Origin of the sequence: Mesorhizobium sp. 1B3 (genome assembly GCF_050958605.1) — a bacterium.
Classification (GTDB): Bacteria; Pseudomonadota; Alphaproteobacteria; order Rhizobiales; family Rhizobiaceae.
On the sequence record NZ_JBJHDO010000013.1, the window covers coordinates 124,784 to 141,586 of the forward strand.

Below are 16,803 nucleotides of genomic sequence, written 5' to 3' on the forward strand. Positions count from 1 at the left end.
GTTCAGGCCAATGATGGCCGCGCGGGTGCGAAAACAACAAATCTCCTACAACGGACCGATTCCGAAACCGAGTTCGCTGCTGTAAGGTCCCCGTCTCAGCTTTTGAGGCACGCCATGGAACCGACCTCGCTTCTCATATTCGCGGCCGCGCTCTTCGTCGCGGCCGGCTCGCCAGGACCGTCGATTGCCGCGCTTGTCGCCCGTGTCATCGCCAAGGGGCATCGCGACGTGCTGCCGTTCCTGGCTGCGATGTGGATCGGGGAAGCGATCTGGCTGTCCCTGGCGGTCTTCGGTCTCGCTTTCGTGGCGCAGACCTTCCACCTCGCTTTCACGGTCCTGAAATGGGCTGGCGTCGTCTATCTCGCTTATCTCGCCTGGAAGATGTGGACTGCGCCGGTGGTCGTGTCGGAAGGCGACATGCCGAGCGACGACTCAGCCGTCAAGATGTTCCTGGCGGGCATGGCCGTGACCCTCGGCAATCCCAAGATCATGATGTTCTACATGGCGCTCCTGCCCACCATCATCGATCTGGCCTCGGTCACCCTGCTCGGCTGGATGGAGCTGACGCTCACGTTGGCAATCGTTCTGATCGCGATCGATCTCGCCTGGGTCTTCGCCGCGGCGCAGGCGCGCCGGTTGTTGAAGAGCGCGCGCGCCATGCGCATCGCCAACCGCGTCAGCGCCACCACCATGGCTGGAGCGGCGGCGGCGATCGCGGCGCGCTGACGTCCCATGCAGAAAGCCCGATCGATGATATTAAGGCCGGCGACCACGACCGATCTCGATGCGGTCACCGACATATATGCCCATGCGGTGCGCCATGGCACGGCGAGCTACGAGCTCGAAGCTCCGTCCCGGGCCGAAATAGGTGAGCGTTTCGCCGCTCTTCAGGACGGCTCTTACCCCTATATCGTCGCGGAGGAAGCCAGGTGCGTGGTCGGCTTCGCCTATGCCGGTCCGTTCCGGGCGCGGCCTGCCTATCGCTTCATCGTCGAGGATTCCATCTACATCGCTCCTCACCATCAGGGGCGCGGCGTAGGACGACTGTTGCTACAGGGGCTCATAAACGCCTGCGAGGCGCTGGGCTTCCGGCAGATCGTCGCGGTGATCGGCGACGGCTCGCCGCAAAGCACCTCCGTACGCCTTCATGAAGCGATGGGCTTTCGCCTTTGTGGCACGATGGAAGGAACGGGCTACAAGCATGGGCGCTGGCTCGACACGGTGATCATGCAGCTCGCGCTCAATGGCGGCTCGTCCCTGGCGCCCGATCCGGATTCCTTGCCGGAGAGGAATTTCCGAAAGGAGTCATAGTGCGTCCTTCGAGGCCCGCTTCGCGGGCACCTCAGGATGAGGAAGGTCGGCGCTATGATCCTCATCCTGAGGTGCCCGCGAAGCGGGCCTCGAAGGACGCACGAACGGCTAAACCACCTTCAGCTTCCTGTCGAAGAAACCGAGCACGCGGGCGAGTTCGTGGCCACGCTTCAGGATCAGCCCCGTGGCGGCGATCACCGAATAGGCGCCCTGCTTGCGGGCGAGCCGGGGATCCTTGACGATCTGAAAGAGCGGGGTCTCGCTGGCGCGCCGGAAAACCGAGAAAACGGCGCGGTCGGAAAGATGGTCGATCGCATAGTCCCGCCACTCATTGGCCGCTACCATTTGGCCATAAAGGCGAAGAATCTGGTCCAGCTCCCGCCGATTGAATGTGACAGGCATATCAGATCGTTCTCGGCGTGCCTGGAAGGGGATCAATATTGCGGATTCGTCCCTACCCTCCGTTCCGGCACCGCGATCCGTCATATTTCGACCTTTTCCTCAAGTTTTGATCGAGTTCTTCGGCAGTTTGCCCTTTCATTCCGCAAAAGCAAGCCTTCGCTCAAATTTTCAGCTTTCACAAAAACTGCAAACCAATTGAAACTTTACGTTCACGTCAGGTCACAAACTAGGCGGTCACGTTAGAATTGGTGATCCTGTGACACAATGTCGCCACAAATTATCCAATCTGTCGCCCCAATCTCTGGCGACCATTCACCCGTTGCCTGAGACGGTTCGGTCCGGCACCGGCTCGTAAACCCCAAGCCCCCCGCCCACGGGCCCGCGTCGGATCGAACCAACCTCGGTTTAGCAAGGAACCGGGTGCGACGATCCCAAATCGACTGAACCGGTGTCAGTTACGGCTGGCGCCGGTTTTTTATTGCCTATGAGCCGGCTCGACCAACAGTATTTCGTATCGCGCCGCTTTCCCCGGCGAAAGCTCGAAACCGAATCACAGGCTGTCGGCACGCGGTATGGTCGCCGCGCCGAGAATCGGGCCCGGTGCGCCGTCCTTGCCGACGGCCTGGAGCAGCACCGCGCAACCACCCGTGCCCTTCTTGGCGATTTCGCTGACCGGCATTTCGAATCGGGCCACCGCGCCGTGCCATATGCCGGCGGTTTGGATGCCGGTCACGGGATTCCAGTAGTAAAGCGTGCGGCCCTGGTTTTCGCCGTCGCGGATGGCGATCGGCGTCGCCAGGTCGTAATAAACCAGCAACACATGCGCCTTCTGGTTGGTCCCGCTGCTTTCGCCGACCTCGATCACCATGCTGTCGCCGGCATGTTTGACGGAAACGGCGACGGGCAGGCCGCCAGTCTCGGCAAGCGCGGTCTCGATAGCCTGCCGGTTGGAGCCGTTGACATGGGTACGGCCGTTGATAACGGCCTGCGGGGTGTAGACAGAGCGGCTGCCGAAGGCGCGCATATAGTCCTTCTGCCGCGCCGTGTTGTCGGGATTGGCGAGCGTGTCGCGCCAGCCGAGATAGTCCCAATAATCGACATGATAGGCCAGCGCCACGACGTCGCCCTTGTCCGCCATCTCGCCGAACACGGCATCGGCGGGCGGACAGGAACTGCAGCCTTGGCTGGTAAAGAGTTCAATCACCCCTTTCGGCTGTTTGGACTCGCCCGCGCCGGCTTGCCCAGCAAGAGCTGCCGTGGCCAGCGCCGTTGCCGCCAGCCGGACAAGTTGCCGAAAACCCATTGGCCGTTCCGTCACATTGCGCCAGCTTTGCCGGCTGTTTTGTTTGGCGGACAAACTGGCAGAAGCGTATTTCAACGGGAAGTCACGTTCGCTTGAAATCAGAGCCCGGCCGCCGCCGGCCAGGACACAAGCATGTCTCCCGAAAGTGTGCAGCGGTTTCGGGAAAGACATGCGCAAATCGAGAACCTAAAGCGTATCGCTGGCAATCGGATTCGGGTGACACGCTTTAGGAATCACCGGGCGCGGAGGCCCGGTGACGCTGTTGCGGAGGCGAGGGATCAGGCCGCGAGATCACGCAGCACGTATTGCAGGATGCCGCCGTTCTTGAAGTAGTCCAGCTCGTCGAGCGTATCGATGCGGCAGACGATCGGCACGTTCTTCACCGTACCGTCGGAGAAGGTGACCGTGGCGTGCATCTTCTGGCGTGGCTTGATCGTCTCCAGGCCGTCGATGGTGACTGTCTCGTCGCCCTTCAATTCGAGCGAGGCCCAGGAAGTGCCCTCCTCGAACACGAAGGGGATCACGCCCATGCCGACCAGGTTCGAGCGATGGATACGCTCGAAGGACTGGGCGATGACGGCACGCACGCCGAGCAGGTTGGTGCCCTTGGCCGCCCAATCGCGGGACGAGCCGTTGCCGTATTCGACGCCGGCGAAGATCACGAGCGGCACGCCCTCCTTGCGGTATTCCATGGCGGCGTCGTAGATCGGCATCTCTTCCTTGGACGGATAATGGATGGTGTAGCCACCCTCGCGTCCGTTCTCCCCCAGCATGTGGTTCCTGATGCGGATGTTGGCGAAGGTGCCGCGCATCATGACCTCGTGGTTGCCGCGCCGCGTGCCGTACTGATTGAAGTCGGCGACGCCCACGCCATTGTCGATCAGGTACTTTCCGGCCGGCGAAGCCGCCTTGATCGAACCGGCGGGCGAGATGTGGTCGGTGGTGATCTTGTCGCCGAACAGCCCGAGAATACGCGCGCCCTTGATATCGCCGATCTGACCGGGCTTGGCACCCATGCCGGCGAAATAGGGCGGATTCTGCACATAGGTCGACTTGTCGTCCCAGGCATAGGTCTGGCCGCTCGGCGCCTTGACCTGCTGCCAGTTCTCGTCGCCCTTGAAGACGTCGGCGTATTTGCGGGCAAAGAGCTCGCGGGTGACGTTCTTCGCGATGAACTCCTCGATCTCCTGGCTGGAGGGCCAGATATCCTTGAGGAACACCGGATTGCCGTCGCGGTCCTCGCCGATCGGCTCGGTGGTGAGGTCCTTGGTGACGGTGCCGGCGAGCGCGTAGGCCACGACCAGCGGCGGCGAGGCGAGATAGTTCGCCTGCACGTCGGGCGACACACGGCCTTCGAAATTGCGGTTGCCGGACAGCACGGCCGCGCCGATCAGGCCCTTGTCGTTGATGGTCTTGGAGATCGGCCCCGGCAACGGGCCGGAATTGCCGATGCAGGTGGTGCAGCCGAAACCGACCAGGTTGAAGCCGATTTGGTCGAGCTCCTTCTGCAGGCCGGACTTCTCCAGATATTCCGCCACGACCTGGCTGCCGGGGGCGAGCGAGGTCTTTACCCAAGGCTTCTGCTTGAGGCCGATGCGGTTGGCATTGCGGGCAAGCAGCCCTGCGCCGATCAGCACGCTCGGATTGGAGGTGTTGGTGCAGGACGTGATGGCCGCGATGACCACATCCCCATGGCCGAGATCGAAATCAGTGCCCTCGACGGCGTAGCGCTTGGCGACATCGGCCGTCTTCTTGTATTCGGTCTCGAGCGCCTTGGCGAAGCCCGAGGCGACACCTTCGAGCGCGATGCGGCCCTCGGGACGCTTCGGGCCGGCCATGGACGGCACGACGTCGGCGAGGTCGAGCTCGAGCAGGTCGGTGAAGACCGGGTCCGGCGAGCTGTTGTCGCGCCACATCCCCTGCGCCTTCGAATAAGCTTCGACCAGTTCGATGCGGTTCTCGGCGCGGCCGGACATGGTGAGATAGCGGATCGTCTCGGCGTCGACCGGGAAGAAGCCGCATGTCGCGCCATATTCCGGCGCCATGTTGCCGATCGTGGCGCGGTCGGCGAGCGTCATGTTGGAGAGACCGGGGCCGAAGAACTCGACGAACTTGCCCACCACGCCCTTCTTGCGCAGCATCTGCGTGACGGTCAGCACGAGGTCGGTGGCGGTCACGCCCTCCTTGAGCTTGCCGGTGAGGCGGAAGCCGATGACCTCCGGAAGGAGCATGGATACGGGCTGGCCGAGCATGGCCGCCTCGGCCTCGATGCCGCCGACGCCCCAGCCGAGAACGCCGAGACCGTTGATCATGGTGGTGTGCGAATCGGTGCCGACACAAGTATCGGGGTAGGCGACGATGTCGCCGTCCTCGCCGGTGTTGGTCCACACGACCTGGCCGAGATATTCGAGGTTCACCTGGTGGCAGATGCCGGTGCCGGGCGGCACCACGCGGAAATTGCGGAACGCCTGCTGGCCCCATTTCAGGAAGCGGTAGCGCTCGCCGTTGCGCTCGTATTCCAACTCGACATTACGGGCGAAGGCCATCGGCGTGCCGAACTCGTCGACGATGACGGAGTGGTCGATGACCAGGTCGACGGGAACGAGCGGGTTGATCTTCTCGGGGTCGCCGCCGAGCGCCTTGATGCCGTCGCGCATGGCGGCAAGGTCGACCACGGCGGGAACGCCGGTGAAGTCCTGCATCAGCACGCGTGCCGGGCGGTAGGCGATCTCGACGCCGGCCTTGCCGCGGTCGGTCAGCCAGCCGGCGACCGCCTGGATGCTTTCCTTGGTGACGGAGCGGCCGTCTTCGTTGCGCAGCAGGTTCTCAAGCAGCACCTTCATCGAGTATGGAAGCTGGGCAATGCCGGTCAGGCCGTTCTTTTCGGCCTCGACGAGGTCGTAATAGACATATTCCGCGTCGCCGACTTTCAGCGTCTTGCGGGAATTGAAACTGTCGAGAGATTTGGACACGTGCGATCCCATTGGTCTGTTCTGCCTGGGAACGGACGCCTCGGCATGCTGGAATCACGCGCAAAGGTGCGGGTACGGCCATTTCCGCTGTCCGCCCCCTCGCACCCGGCCGTTCAAGGCGGCGCGCGCGCTGGTTCGGCGCAAATATGTTTCCCATGCCGACCGCTGGCATGGTCCAGACGCATATAGAGAAATTCCTGGAATAGTTCTAGACCGAGAATCGGCAATTTCGCCGCGGTGCACATGGCCCGCCAAGAGGCTCCGGCTACGGGATGAAGATGCGGCTGATTGCCGAGAAACTGGCAGGCGAACGCGGCGGGGAAACGGTGTTTTCCGATCTCGGCTTCGCCCTTGGCAAGGGCGAGAGCCTCGTCGTCACGGGACCGAACGGCGCCGGCAAATCGACGCTGCTGCGGGTAATCGCGGGGTTGCTGCCTTCTTCGGCCGGCCGCGTCGCGCTCGAGGACGGCGGCGAGGAATGGCGGACGCTTGGCGGCGCGCTTCACTATCTCGGCCACCAGAACGCGATGAAGGCGGCTCTCACCGTCACGGAGAACCTGCGCTTCTGGCAGGACTACAATGGCGCGGCGCGCCTGGCGGTGGACGAGGCGCTGGAAGCGGTCGGGCTGGAGGCGATCGGACATTTGCCGTTCGGATACCTGTCGACCGGCCAGAGGCGGCGCGCCTCGATCGCCCGGCTCCTGGTCAGCCACCGCCCGGTATGGCTGCTCGACGAGCCCACGGCGGGGCTCGACAAGGCGTCGGAGGAGCGATTCGCCGGGCTCATGCGCTCCCATCTCGAGGGTGGCGGCATCATCGTCGCGGCGACGCATCTGCCGTTGGGGCTGGAAGGAAAGACACTAGCGATGAAGGGGCGGGTGGGATGACAGGTCTTGTGGTGTCGCGCTCGACGTTGCCCCCCTCTGTCCTGCCGGACATCTCCCCCACAAGAGGGGAGATTGGCCGCCCGCTTGGTTTTCGCCAATCGGCAACATTGCAGAACAAACGCCGTAGCCAGCCACAGCCAATCTCCCCCCTTGTGGGCTACGACATTCACACATCTCACGTATCGTCGGCGGTCTCTGGAACACCCCTCATCCGACCTCCGGCGCTTGTGCCGCGGCCTGGCCGCGTCACAAGCTTGTCGGCCACCTTCTCCCACAAGGGGAGAAGGCAAGACGGCCGCAGCGCTCATGCCAATCGCCAGCGTTTGCGATTGGCAGGAGCGCTTCTGCAAAACTCCCCCTTCTCCCCTTGTGGGAGAAGGGGGCCGCGCCAAGCGCGGTCGGATGAGGGGCGCTCCAGAAAGCTCCGCCGGATGTGTGAATCTCGTAGCCTTGGGGCGGAGATGTCCGGCAGGACAGAGGGGGGCAACGTAGAGCGCGACCTAGGCTGCGGAGCGCCCCCTCCATGCTAGCCCTCTTCCTGCGCGAGACAAGGCTAGGCATACGCGCCGGAGGCGGCGGGCTGACCGGCGTCCTGTTCTTCCTGGCGGTCGTGACCGCGGTGCCCTTTGCCGTCGGGCCGGACCTCAACCTGCTCGCCCGCATCGGGCCGGCGATCCTGTGGATCGGCGCGCTGCTCTCCAGCCTGCTCGGTCTAGACCGGCTGTTCCAGGCCGACCGCGAGGACGGCTCGCTGGATGCGCTGCTGATCGCGCGCGACAGGCACATGCCGGCGCTGACCGTCTTCGTGAAATGCCTGGCACATTGGACGGTGAGCGTCCTGCCGCTGGTCGTTGCGGCGCCGCTCTTCGGCCTGTTCATGAACATGTCGGCTGTCGGCATCGGAGCGACGGCGCTCACGCTGCTCGTCGGCACGCCGGCCATCGCCTTCATCGGGGCGGCCGGCGCGGCCGTTGCCGTCGCGCTGCCGCGCGGCGGCGTTCTGGTCTCCGTGCTGGTGCTGCCGCTGGTCGTCCCGGTGCTGATCTTCGGCGTCTCGGCGGCTTACGCGGCAGTGGCCGAGCCAAACCCTTTCCTGCCGCCTTTCCTCATTCTTGCCGCGCTCACATTGTTCCTTGCCGTGATCGGCCCCATCGCGGCGGCGGCGGCATTGCGCTATTCGGCGGATTGATCCACCCTTTGCCGCCGGACATGCGGCAAAGTCGGCGAATTGCGGACATGAGGTCGCGAGGTTATTTAACGGCGATGAACGAGACGAGCACCCAGTCCCTCCGCTGGACCGATCTGGCCAACCCGACGCGTTTCGTCGCGCTGGCCGACCGGCTGATCCCCTGGCTCGCGGGCCTGGCGACGCTGGTTCTCGCCGCCGGCCTCTATATGAGCTTCGCCGCGCCCGAGGATTACCAGCAAGGTATCACCGTGCGCATTATGTATATTCACGTGCCTTTCGCCTGGCTGTCGATGATGTGCTACACGGTCATGGCCATCTCGGCGCTCGGCACGTTGGTCTGGCGCCATCCGCTCGCCGATGTCGCGCTGAAGGCGGCCGCGCCCATCGGCGCCGTCTTCACGGCGCTGGCGCTGATCACCGGCTCGGTCTGGGGCAAACCGATGTGGGGCACCTGGTGGGTGTGGGATGGCCGGCTGACGTCGGTCTTCGTGCTCTTCATTCTCTATCTCGGCATCATCGCGCTCACCCGCGCGCTCGACGACCCTTCGCGCTCGGCGCGGGCGGCCGCCGTCATCGCGCTGGTCGGCTTCATCAATATCCCGATCATAAAGTTCTCGGTCGACTGGTGGGCGACGCTGCACCAACCGGCCTCGGTGTTCCGCCTGGATGGCCCGACCATCCATCCGAGCCTGCTCTGGCCGCTGATGGTCATGGCGCTCGGCTTCACCATCCTGTTCTTCGCCCTGCATCTGATGGCGATGCGCACCGAAATCTGGCGCCGCCGCGTGACGGCCATGCGGCGGGTGGCGGCGCGGCGCGCCGAAACCACGGAGGCGCCGGCATGAGCGCCCACGCCCTCTACGTCGCGGTCGCCTACGGGGTCACCGTGCTGGTGCTTGCCGGGTTGATCGGCTGGCTGCTCGTGGACCAGAGGAGCCGGCGCCGCGAACTCCTCGAACTCGAGGCGCGTGGCGTGCGCCGTCGTTCCGATCGCGACGGCGGGGCAAAGGCATGAGCAGCGAAGCCGAAAATGCGAGGAAGCCGCGCAAGATCTTCGTGCTCCTGCCGCTGGCGGTGTTCGTGGCCTTAGCCGGCGTGTTCCTGATGCAGCTCTATTCCGGCCGTGACATCTCGGTCATCCCTTCCGCGCTGATCGGGTCGCCGGCTCCCGCGACCGACTTGCCCCCGCTCGAGGGCGTTGGTCTGCCCGGCCTCGCTTCCAAGGATTTCATCGGCAAGGTCACGCTGGTCAACGTCTTCGCTTCGTGGTGCGGCCCTTGCCGCGAGGAGCATCCGGTGCTGATGGCGCTCGCCCAGGACAAGCGTTTCGGCATCTCGGCCCTCAACTACAAGGACCGGCCGGAAGACGCCCGCCGCTTCCTCGCCGATCTCGGCAATCCTTTCGGCGCCCTCGGCGTCGACGAAAAGGGTCGCACGGCGATCGACTGGGGCGTCTATGGCGTGCCGGAGACCTTCCTGGTCGGCAAGGACGGCACCATCCTCTACAAGCATGTCGGCCCGCTGACGCCCGGAGCCGTCAGGGACCGGCTGCTGCCGGAAATCGAGAAGGCGCTGTCGGCTCCGGCTTCCTGATTTTTTGCAGGTTCGCTCTGCCGCGGACGGTGGCTATTCCTGGGGATCTTCCGGAGATGTATCCTCGGGCGTTTCGGTAGGCATCTCCTCGGTATCGGGCATGTCTTGCGGCGAGGCCTCGGGCATATCCCCGGGCGATGCCGCAGGCATGTCCTCGGGAGACATTGACGGCATGCCGGCCCGCTGTCGGTGGTGAGGCCCGCCGGAGTCATGATGACGCCGATGCGGCCCGAAAGCGCGATCGGCCTTCATCAGCCTGTCGAGCTGTTCGGGAGTGAGCTGGGCTCGAAGTGCATCGAGGGCCGTCTTGAGGGCTCTCGCCTTGTCCGCCCGTGCGATCGCCCGGTCGGCGAGACGGTCGGCGAACAGGGCAGGCCCGGCATCGGCTGGCGCTGGTCCGGCCTCATCCTGCGAGGGCGGCGGCGGTGCGTCGGACGGACGTGGGCCACCCTCGTCGCGATCCCGAGCTGGCCGCTCGAAGAAATCGATCAGGGCCGAGGTATAGGCGCGCCAAACGTCGAGCTGCGCCGATGTGATTCCGACATAGGTCTCCGTCTGTGCCAATCTTGCCGCGATCCTGAGCCCGACAGGGCCCCGGCGATGCGCTTCGCCATGGTGGCCCATGCGTCCCATCCTGGGCATCTCGCCCCGGCAACATCCTCGTGGGCCGGCGCGATCTCCGCCACGATCCGACATCCGCTTCGGACCCTGTTCGCGGTCGGCCTCCGCTTGGGCGAGGCGCACCAGCGGCGGCTGACTATCGCCAAGGCCAGCCGGGGGGCGGACCGGCGACCATTCCGCCAGCGCGCGGATGGGAGTCTCCGAAAAGGCCGGGGCGGTCATCGAAGCCAGCCCGCCAACCGACAGCAGGCCTATCACCACAAAGCAGGGTTTCATGCAATGTTCCTTCCATGTCCTGGCTTGATCAGAAGGAAACTAGGGAGGACTACCCGATGCTCAAGCCGGACACGGCTGTCACTTTCCAGTCGGTACGCCGATGATCCAATCCAGTCATTCGGTTTTGCGATGAAACAATTGTTGCAAGACTGCGGGCAAGTGGCTAGCTTGGCTCGATGCAGAGGGGGCCGCTGACAGACACGATCGTGGATGGTTTCGACGACATGTCGAAACAGCTGCAGGCGGCCGCCCGTTACATTCTAGACAATCCGCGGGAGGTCGCGCTGCTGTCGATGCGCGAGCAGGCAAGGCGGGGCGAGGTCCAGCCGGCCACCATGACAAGGCTTGCCAAGCATCTCGGCTTTGCCGGCTACGAAGACGTGCGTCAGCTCTATGCGGACTACCTTCGCGGCGAGGATTCAGGCTTTGCTCCGCGCGTCGATGCTCAGGCGCAAAACCAGAGGCTGAAGGGCGACCAGGCTCTGGCCGCCGAGATCCTGCGCGGGGCCGGCATCCACGTCGTCGCGCTCGCCGACTCGGCAGGCCTCGAAAGCCTGGTGGAGGCGGCGCGGCATATCGAGCGGGCCCGACGAGTCTATTGCCTCGGCTTGCGCTCGAGCTATCCGGTGGCGTGGCATCTTCATTACATGCTGGCGTTGGCCGGCGGTAACGCCACCATGCTCGAAAGCGCCGGCGGCATCGGGCCGGATGTTCTGAGCAGCGCTGCTTCGCAGGACGTTCTCGTCGCGGTCAGCGTGATGCCCTATACGCGCCAGACCGTCGAGATCGTCGACTATGCTCAATCCCTTGGCGTCCGGATCGTCGCCATCACGGACAGCCCGGTCGCGCCGCTGGCGCAGCTTGCCGCCGCCGCCGTCGTCGTTCCGACGGAGAGTCCGTCCTTCCTGCACACCATGGCACCGGCCTTCATGGTCGCCGAGATCCTCGGAGCGCTCGTCGCCGGGCACGGGGGTGATGCGGCGAGGGAGGCCATCGCCCGTGCCGATCGCCAGTCCGCGGCGCTCAACACGCATATCAAGAACAGGGCCAAACGCTCGTGACCAGACTCCTGCAGCGCGTTATCCGTTCGAATCCGCCCGTGGCCGTCGGTGGCCGCGGCATGGAGATCTTCGACGCATCGGGGAAAGCCTATATCGATGCGTCGGGAGGTGCCGCCGTTTCGTGCCTCGGCCACGGTCATCCGGCCGTGCTCTCGGCCCTGCATGCGCAACTCGACAAGCTCGCCTACGCCCATACCGCCTTCTTCACCAGCGAGGCGGCCGAGGAGCTTGCGGAGCTCCTGATCGAAGACGCGCCGGCGGGGCTCAGCCATGTCTATCTCGTCAGCGGCGGCTCCGAGGCCGTCGAGGCCGCGCTGAAAATGGCCCGGCAATATTTCGTGGAGAAGGGCGAACCCCAGCGCAGGCACATCATCGCCCGGCGGCAGAGCTACCACGGCAATACGCTCGGCGCGCTCGCGGCCGGCGGCAATGAATGGCGACGCGAACAGTTCCGGCCGCTGCTCATCGAGACGCATCATATCGACCCCTGTTACGCCTATCGGCTGCAACAGGCCGGCGAGAGCGACGAGGCCTATGCCGAACGCGCCGCCCGTCAACTCGAGGACAAGATCCTGGAACTCGGCCCCGATCAGATGCTTGCCTTCGTCGCCGAAACGGTTGTCGGCGCGACCGCCGGCGCGGTGCCGCCGGTGGCGGACTATTTCAAGCGCATTCGGGAAATCTGCGATCGCTACGGCGTCCTGCTCGTCCTGGACGAGGTGATGTGCGGCATGGGCCGGACCGGCACTTTGCATGCCTGCGAGCAGGAGGGTGTCGCTCCCGACCTGATGACCATCGCCAAGGGCCTTGGCGGCGGCTACCAGCCGATCGGCGCGGTTCTGTTGTCGGGTAAGATCTTCGAGGCTTTCGAGCAGGGATCCGGCTTTTTCCAGCACGGCCACACCTATATGGGCCACCCCATGGCCGCCGCCGCCGGCCTGGCGGTCCAGCAGACCATCCGTCGCGAGGGGCTTCTCGCCAATGTCGTGGCGATGGGCGAGGAGCTCGAGCACCGGTTGACGGAACGCCTCGGCAACCATCATCATGTCGGCGACATCCGCGGCCGCGGCCTGTTCCGCGGCATCGAACTGGTGGCCGACCGGACGACGAAGGCACCGTTCGATCCAGCCGTGAAACTCAACGGCATCATCAAGCGGGAGGCGATGGCTCGCGGCCTCATGGTCTATCCGATGGGCGGCACGATCGACGGCCGGCTCGGCGACCATGTGCTCTTGGCGCCGCCTTTCATAGCCGACCGCGAAGACATCGGCCGCATCGTCGAGCGACTCGGCGATGCCATCGACGCGGCGATTGCCGCCGTTGCACAATAACCACTGACCTAGGCGAATCACCAATGGGAGAAAATCGGATGCTTCAGGCCAAAACATTCCGGGCCGCCGCCCAAACCGCAGTGCTGTCGGCGGCGCTGCTGTTCTGCGGCAGCGCCTCGGCGCAGCAGAATTTCGTGACGATCGGCACGGGCGGCGTCACCGGCGTCTATTACGCCGCCGGTGGCGCCATCTGCCGTCTCCTCAACAAGGACCGCAAGACCCACGGCATCCGCTGCTCGGTCGAGTCGACCGGCGGCTCCGCCTTCAACGTCAACGCCATCAAGGAAGGCGAGCTCGATTTCGGCACCACGCAGTCGGACGTGCAGTACAACGCCTTCAAGGGCGAGGGCGCCTTCAAGGAGGGCGGGGCGCATTCCGATCTGCGCTCGGTCTTCTCGATCCACCCGGAGCCGTTCACGGTGCTCGCCCGCCCTGACGCAAACATCACGAAGTTCGAGGACTTCAAGGGCAAGCGTTTCAATGTCGGCAATCCAGGTTCGGGAACCCGCGATTCCATGGAGCGCTTGCTGAGCGCGATGGGCTGGACGCTCGGAGACTTCTCGCTGGCTTCGGAGCTGAAAGCCGACGAGCACGGCCCGGCGCTGTGCGACAACAAGATCGACGGCTTCTTCTACGGTGTCGGCCACCCCTCGGCCAATATCCAGGATCCGACGACCACCTGCGGCGCAAAGCTCGTCTCCTTGACGGGGCCGGCCGTCGACAAGCTGCTCGAGGAATCGCCCTATTACGCCAAGGCAACCATTCCGGGTGGCCTCTACAACAGCAATCCCGACGACACCGAAACCTACGGCGTGCTGGCCACGCTGGTCACCTCCGCCAAGGTTCCGGAGGAAACCGTCTACCAGCTCGTCAAATCGACCTTCGAGAATTTCGAGGACTTCAAGGCGCTCCATCCGGCCTTCGCCAACCTCGACCCGGCGAAGATGATCAAGGACGGGCTCTCGGCGCCGCTCCATCCCGGAGCCGAGAAGTACTACAAGGAGAAAGGCTGGCTCAAATAAGCTTGCCGTCTAAGGCAACATGGCGGGCACTGGGCAGCAGGCCTGAAGGTGCCCGCTTCGTCATGCGCGATGGAACGCCGTGCGTCCCTTTGGACGCGTCAGGGCGATCTATCTTGGTCGCATCCTGCGACGCCAGATGATGCACTGACTGCAAGATGCTCCGGGAGGACAAGATGAGCGAAGCCAAACCGCAAGCGGCCGAGGTCGATCTGGAGCAACTCGTGGCCGAAGCCGACACGGGCGGACGTCATGCCGTCGGTGTCGCCGGCCGGGTGCTGCTCTGGACCGCCGTCGCCTGGTCGCTGTTTCAGCTGTGGTATGCCTCGCCGCTGCCTTTCGTCCTCGGTTTCGGCATCCTCAACGATACGAAGGCGCGCGCGATCCATCTCGGCTTCGCGCTGTTCCTGACCTACATCGCCTATCCCGCCCTGCAATCTTCGTCGCGCGACAGGGTGCCTCTGCTCGACTGGGTTTTGGCCATCGTCGGCGCCTTCGCCGGTTCCTACCTCTTCCTGTTCCACGACGCGCTTTCTCAGCGGCCCGGCTTGCCGACGACGCTCGACCTCGTCACCGGTACGGTCGGCATCCTGCTGCTCCTCGAAGCCACGCGGCGTGCCCTCGGCCTGCCCATGGTCATCGTCGCCGTCGTCTTCATCGCCTACACGTTCGGCGGTCAATACATGCCCGACGTCATCCAACATCGCGGCGCGTCGCTGGTGAAGTTCCTCAACCATCAATGGCTGACGACCGAAGGGGTGTTCGGCATCGCGCTTGGCGTCTCGACCAGCTTCGTGTTCCTCTTCGTGCTTTTCGGCACGCTGCTCGAGAGGGCTGGAGCCGGCAACTGGATGATGCAGATCTCCATCGCGCTGCTCGGCCACCTGCGCGGCGGCCCGGCCAAGGTGGCCGTCATCTCGTCGGCGCTGAACGGCATCGTCTCCGGCTCGTCGGTTTCGAATGTCGTATCCGGCGGCATCTTCACCATACCCCTCATGAAGCGGACGGGCCTGTCCGGTGTGAAGGCCGGCGCCATCGAGGCGAGCGCCTCCATCAACGGCCAGATCATGCCGCCCGTCATGGGCGCGGCCGCCTTCCTGATGGTCGAATATGTCGGCATCCCCTATTCGCAGGTGGTGAAGCACGCGCTCTTGCCAGCGGTTTTTTCCTATCTGGCGCTGCTCTACATCGTGCATCTCGAGGCGGTGAAGATGGGGCTGAAGCCGATCCCCCAGCGTCCCACCCCGGCGAGGGAGCGCCTGCTGCGCATGGGCATCGGCATCTCGGGCAGCGTGCTGGCCGTCTGTGTGCTCTATTACGGCATCCTCCTGGTCCAGTTGCTGCTCGGCCCGGCCGCCCCGTTCACTCTCGCCCTGGCCGGGCTCGCCCTTTACGTGGCGTCGGTCTGGTTCGCCTCCCGTTACCCCGACCTCGAGCTCGACGATCCCAATGCTCCTATCCTCGAATTGCCGCGTGCATGGGACGTGACGCGCACCGGGCTGGATTTCCTGATCCCGATCGTCGTTCTGCTGTGGTGCCTGATGGTCGAGCAGATGTCGCCTGGCCTCTCGGCCTTCTGGGCGACGATCACGATCATCGGTATCGTGGCCACGCGCAAGCCGCTGATGGCGCTGTTCCGCAACGAGCAGCTTGCCGCGGCGATCCGCGCCGCCGGAGACGACCTCGTCGAGGGGCTGGCGCTGGGCGCGCGCAACATGATCGGCATTGCTGTGGCGACCGCCACGGCCGGTATCGTCGTCGGCACCATCACGCTCACCGGCCTCGGCCTCATGATGACCGAACTGGTCGAACTCATCTCGGGCGGCAACGTCGTCCTGATGCTTCTTCTGATCGCCGCGGTCAGCCTCGTGCTGGGCATGGGCATTCCCACCACCGCCAATTACATATTGGTCGCCACGCTGATGGCGCCTGTCGTCGTCGATCTCGGCGCGCAGGCCGGCCTCGCCATCCCGCTGATCGCGGTGCACCTCTTCGTCTTCTATTTCGGCATCATGGCCGACATCACGCCGCCGGTGGGACTGGCGGCCTTCGCCGCCGCCGCGATCTCCAGGGAAAGCCCGATCTCGACCGGTTTCCAGGGTGCGCTTTATTCACTGCGCACGGCGATCCTGCCCTTCGTCTTCATCTTCAATCCGGCAATGCTCCTGATCGGCGTCGAGAGCTGGACGCATACCGTCTGGGTGGGGGCGATCTCGCTCGCCGCCATCCTGCTCTTTTCGGCGGCGACGATGAATTATTTCGTCACCCGCAGCCGCCTCTGGGAATCGGCCATCCTGCTCGTCGTCAGCTTCACCCTTTTCCGCCCGGACTGGTGGATCAACCAGGTGTCGGAGCCCTATCACGAGCTTCCCGCAAGCCAGTTCCTGGCCGAGGTCGAGCAGGCGAGTCCCGGCAGCCACGTCGATTTCGTCGTCGAAGGCATCGACCTCAACGGCGACGATGTCCGCAAGACCGTCACCCTTCCGGTCGGAGAACCCGGCACATCCGCCGAGCGGTTGCGCGCCGTCGGGCTGACGCTGGCCGGAACAGGCGAAATGCTGACCATCACCAATGTCGCCTTCGGCTCCCAAGCCAAGCGCATTGGCCTCGAAGCGGGCTATGATGTCGCCGCGGTCCTGCGCAAGGCGGACCAGCCATCGACGGCCATCCCCATCGGCACTGCGCTCGCCCTCGCCGCCTGCATCGCCGCGCTCCAACTGGCGCGCAGGCGGACAATGCCGGGAAACGCGCCACGGTCGATCGGCGTCTGAGGCGCTCCTGCTGCGATAGCATCGCCACCGCTTCACAAGAACGTGATGGGGCCACTTCATAGCAGGC

The 16,803-nt window shown here is 64.6% G+C and carries 15 protein-coding genes; 11 read left to right on the top strand and 4 right to left on the bottom strand.

Going from position 1 to position 16,803, the window contains the following annotated elements; genetic code table 11:
• The first annotated feature begins 114 nt into the window (after window positions 1–114).
• Together ACCO56_RS27525 and ACCO56_RS27530 are read left to right on the top strand one after the other, a co-directional pair.
• On the top strand, window positions 115–726 hold the full coding sequence (locus ACCO56_RS27525) for a LysE family translocator (protein ID WP_433644110.1): 612 nt from the start codon (window positions 115–117) through the stop codon (window positions 724–726).
• 24 nt (window positions 727–750) lie between these two features.
• Entirely contained in the window at window positions 751–1,311 is a 561-nt protein-coding gene (locus ACCO56_RS27530; protein ID WP_433644111.1) for an N-acetyltransferase family protein, read from the top strand.
• 108 nt (window positions 1,312–1,419) lie between these two features.
• Here the strand turns inward: ACCO56_RS27530 and ACCO56_RS27535 are convergent, their stop codons facing one another.
• From ACCO56_RS27535 to acnA, 3 genes are all read right to left on the bottom strand, one after another.
• A complete protein-coding gene (locus ACCO56_RS27535) occupies window positions 1,420–1,797 on the bottom strand; it encodes a DUF2794 domain-containing protein (protein ID WP_433644112.1) in 378 nt (125 codons plus the stop codon).
• A 466-nt stretch (window positions 1,798–2,263) separates the two neighbouring features.
• Window positions 2,264–3,016 (bottom strand): DUF1223 domain-containing protein, encoded by a 753-nt coding sequence (locus tag ACCO56_RS27540; protein ID WP_433644113.1) that lies wholly within the window; start codon window positions 3,014–3,016, stop codon window positions 2,264–2,266.
• A 278-nt stretch (window positions 3,017–3,294) separates the two neighbouring features.
• Window positions 3,295–5,988, bottom strand: a complete 2,694-nt coding sequence (gene acnA, locus ACCO56_RS27545; RefSeq protein WP_433644114.1) for an aconitate hydratase AcnA — start codon at window positions 5,986–5,988, stop codon at window positions 3,295–3,297.
• A gap of 278 nt (window positions 5,989–6,266) precedes the next feature.
• On the opposite strand from acnA, the gene ccmA reads away from it, so the two are divergent.
• The 5 genes from ccmA to ACCO56_RS27570 all read left to right on the top strand — a co-directional run bounded on the left by ccmA (window position 6,267) and on the right by ACCO56_RS27570 (window position 9,657).
• Window positions 6,267–6,875, top strand: coding sequence for a heme ABC exporter ATP-binding protein CcmA (gene ccmA / locus ACCO56_RS27550; protein WP_433644115.1), 609 nt, complete (start codon window positions 6,267–6,269; stop codon window positions 6,873–6,875).
• Window positions 6,876–7,398: 523 nt separating this feature from the next.
• Window positions 7,399–8,064: a heme exporter protein CcmB gene (gene ccmB, locus ACCO56_RS27555; RefSeq protein ID WP_433644116.1), complete on the top strand. Its 666-nt coding sequence runs from the start codon at window positions 7,399–7,401 to the stop codon at window positions 8,062–8,064.
• Window positions 8,065–8,138: 74 nt separating this feature from the next.
• Window positions 8,139–8,909 carry a heme ABC transporter permease gene (locus ACCO56_RS27560; RefSeq protein WP_433644117.1) on the top strand — a complete coding sequence of 257 codons (771 nt, stop codon included), beginning with the start codon at window positions 8,139–8,141 and terminating at the stop codon, window positions 8,907–8,909.
• Entirely contained in the window at window positions 8,906–9,079 is a 174-nt protein-coding gene (ccmD, locus tag ACCO56_RS27565; protein ID WP_433644118.1) for a heme exporter protein CcmD, read from the top strand. The genes ACCO56_RS27560 and ccmD overlap by 4 nt, the downstream gene beginning before the upstream one ends.
• On the top strand, window positions 9,076–9,657 hold the full coding sequence (locus ACCO56_RS27570) for a DsbE family thiol:disulfide interchange protein (protein WP_433644119.1): 582 nt from the start codon (window positions 9,076–9,078) through the stop codon (window positions 9,655–9,657). Before ccmD ends, ACCO56_RS27570 begins: the two co-directional genes overlap by 4 nt.
• A gap of 33 nt (window positions 9,658–9,690) precedes the next feature.
• On the opposite strand, the gene ACCO56_RS27575 is transcribed toward ACCO56_RS27570, so the two are convergent.
• Entirely contained in the window at window positions 9,691–10,554 is an 864-nt protein-coding gene (locus tag ACCO56_RS27575; RefSeq protein ID WP_433644120.1) for a hypothetical protein, read from the bottom strand.
• 176 nt (window positions 10,555–10,730) lie between these two features.
• Here ACCO56_RS27575 and ACCO56_RS27580 point away from each other — a divergent pair, with 176 nt between their 5' ends.
• From ACCO56_RS27580 to ACCO56_RS27595, 4 genes are all read left to right on the top strand, one after another.
• Complete coding sequence (locus ACCO56_RS27580; RefSeq protein WP_433644121.1) at window positions 10,731–11,615, top strand: MurR/RpiR family transcriptional regulator; 885 nt, start codon at window positions 10,731–10,733, stop codon at window positions 11,613–11,615.
• Window positions 11,612–12,946, top strand: coding sequence for an aspartate aminotransferase family protein (locus tag ACCO56_RS27585; RefSeq protein ID WP_433644122.1), 1,335 nt, complete (start codon window positions 11,612–11,614; stop codon window positions 12,944–12,946). Before ACCO56_RS27580 ends, ACCO56_RS27585 begins: the two co-directional genes overlap by 4 nt.
• A 38-nt stretch (window positions 12,947–12,984) precedes the next feature.
• Window positions 12,985–13,968: a TAXI family TRAP transporter solute-binding subunit gene (locus tag ACCO56_RS27590; protein ID WP_433644123.1), complete on the top strand. Its 984-nt coding sequence runs from the start codon at window positions 12,985–12,987 to the stop codon at window positions 13,966–13,968.
• A 173-nt stretch (window positions 13,969–14,141) separates the two neighbouring features.
• Window positions 14,142–16,736: a TRAP transporter permease gene (locus tag ACCO56_RS27595; RefSeq protein ID WP_433644124.1), complete on the top strand. Its 2,595-nt coding sequence runs from the start codon at window positions 14,142–14,144 to the stop codon at window positions 16,734–16,736.
• Window positions 16,737–16,803 lie beyond the last annotated feature (67 nt).

Bases quoted from the DNA above. Each gene is read 5' to 3' on its own strand.
- ACCO56_RS27580 (WP_433644121.1), top strand. From the start codon at position 10,731: ATGCAGAGGGGGCCGCTGACAGACACGATCGTGGATGGTTTCGACGAC.
- ACCO56_RS27540 (WP_433644113.1), bottom strand. From the start codon at position 3,016: ATGGGTTTTCGGCAACTTGTCCGGCTGGCGGCAACGGCGCTGGCCACG.
- ccmD (WP_433644118.1), top strand. From the start codon at position 8,906: ATGAGCGCCCACGCCCTCTACGTCGCGGTCGCCTACGGGGTCACCGTG.
- ACCO56_RS27530 (WP_433644111.1), top strand. From the start codon at position 751: ATGATATTAAGGCCGGCGACCACGACCGATCTCGATGCGGTCACCGAC.
- ACCO56_RS27535 (WP_433644112.1), bottom strand. From the start codon at position 1,797: ATGACGGATCGCGGTGCCGGAACGGAGGGTAGGGACGAATCCGCAATA.
- ACCO56_RS27590 (WP_433644123.1), top strand. From the start codon at position 12,985: ATGCTTCAGGCCAAAACATTCCGGGCCGCCGCCCAAACCGCAGTGCTG.
- ACCO56_RS27560 (WP_433644117.1), top strand. From the start codon at position 8,139: ATGAACGAGACGAGCACCCAGTCCCTCCGCTGGACCGATCTGGCCAAC.
- ccmB (WP_433644116.1), top strand. From the start codon at position 7,399: ATGCTAGCCCTCTTCCTGCGCGAGACAAGGCTAGGCATACGCGCCGGA.
- ccmA (WP_433644115.1), top strand. From the start codon at position 6,267: ATGCGGCTGATTGCCGAGAAACTGGCAGGCGAACGCGGCGGGGAAACG.
- ACCO56_RS27570 (WP_433644119.1), top strand. From the start codon at position 9,076: ATGAGCAGCGAAGCCGAAAATGCGAGGAAGCCGCGCAAGATCTTCGTG.
- ACCO56_RS27525 (WP_433644110.1), top strand. From the start codon at position 115: ATGGAACCGACCTCGCTTCTCATATTCGCGGCCGCGCTCTTCGTCGCG.
- ACCO56_RS27575 (WP_433644120.1), bottom strand. From the start codon at position 10,554: ATGAAACCCTGCTTTGTGGTGATAGGCCTGCTGTCGGTTGGCGGGCTG.
- ACCO56_RS27595 (WP_433644124.1), top strand. From the start codon at position 14,142: ATGAGCGAAGCCAAACCGCAAGCGGCCGAGGTCGATCTGGAGCAACTC.